The sequence below is a fragment of the Arthrobacter sp. UYP6 genome (assembly GCF_040547315.1).
Taxonomy (GTDB): Bacteria; Actinomycetota; Actinomycetes; order Actinomycetales; family Micrococcaceae; genus Arthrobacter_B.
On record NZ_JBEPPM010000045.1, the window covers coordinates 1 to 1,071 of the forward strand.

1 protein-coding gene is annotated in these 1,071 nt (G+C 64.8%); it reads right to left on the reverse strand.

All coding sequences use genetic code 11. The annotated features are described in order from the left end of the window. Positions 1 to 17: 17 nt before the first annotated feature. On the reverse strand, positions 18 to 980 hold the full coding sequence (locus ABIB35_RS18710; protein ID WP_354183243.1) for an IS481 family transposase: 963 nt from the start codon (positions 978 to 980) through the stop codon (positions 18 to 20). Between the last annotated feature and the right edge of the window lie 91 nt (positions 981 to 1,071).

Consider the following 1,071-nt stretch of genomic DNA (forward strand, 5'->3'; position numbering starts at 1 on the left):
TGTACTCAGACGGCACGTTAATTACACCGGGTGATCGGTGCTTTGCCTCCGAGGCTGCCGTGTGGCCGGTGGTTGTTGTAGAAGTCTAACCACGGTTCCAGGGCATCTGTGCGGGCCTGGTTTGAGTCGAACACGTGCCGGTAGGCCCAGCCTTCCTGCAGGGTCCGGTTGAAGCGTTCAGCTTTGCCGTTCTGCCAGGGATGGCGGGGCTTGATCAGGATGTGTTTTGCCTCCAGTCCGGCCAGCACGCCCTGAAAATCCTTCGAGAGCCGGTACGCGAACGCGTTATCGGTCATCACCCGTTTCACCGGCGCTCCGTGGGCGGCCATGAACGCGGCGGCCCGGGTGAGGAACCCGGCGCAGGTGGCACCCTTCTCATCCGGGTGGACTTCCACAAACGCGAGCCGGGAGTGGTCGTCCACGGCCACGTGGACGTAGTCGAAACCGACCCTGGTATGCCCTTTGGCGTGGTTGCGGGCGCTCTGGTTCGGGTCCGCCCGCCAGCCGCCTCCGTCGGGGATTCTCCCGAGTTTCTTCACGTCAATGTGGATCAGGTCCCCGGGTGCGTCGCGTTCGTACCGTCGGTCCGTGGCGCGTGCGGCGCGGATCCGGATCCCGGTCAGCGGGTCCAGGTCCCAGAGCTTGGGAACGTGCGCGCGGGCCAGGATCCGGGAAACGGTGCGGGCACCGACCCCGGTGCGGGCAGCCAGGTCCGAGGGCCCGGTGCGGTGCTCGGTCCGGGCCGCCAGGACCTCGGCTGTCTTCTCGGGGCTGGTGGCATGCGGGCAGGACTTCGGTCTGGAGGAGCGGTCTTCCAGGCCGGGCAGGCCTTCATCCCGGTACCGGCTCACCCAGCGGTAGGCGGTGGGCCGGGAAATACCCATTTCCTTCGCCACGTGCGCGACGGGCCGGCCTGAGATGACGCGCTGGATCAGGATCATTCTTCCGGCAGGGGCCAGTCGGGCATTACGGTGGGACATGAAGACCTCTTAGGTTCGGCGTGTGTGGTAACCACCAAATCTAAGAGGTCTTCACCCTATTTTCGTGTAATTAACGTGGTGACTGAGTACA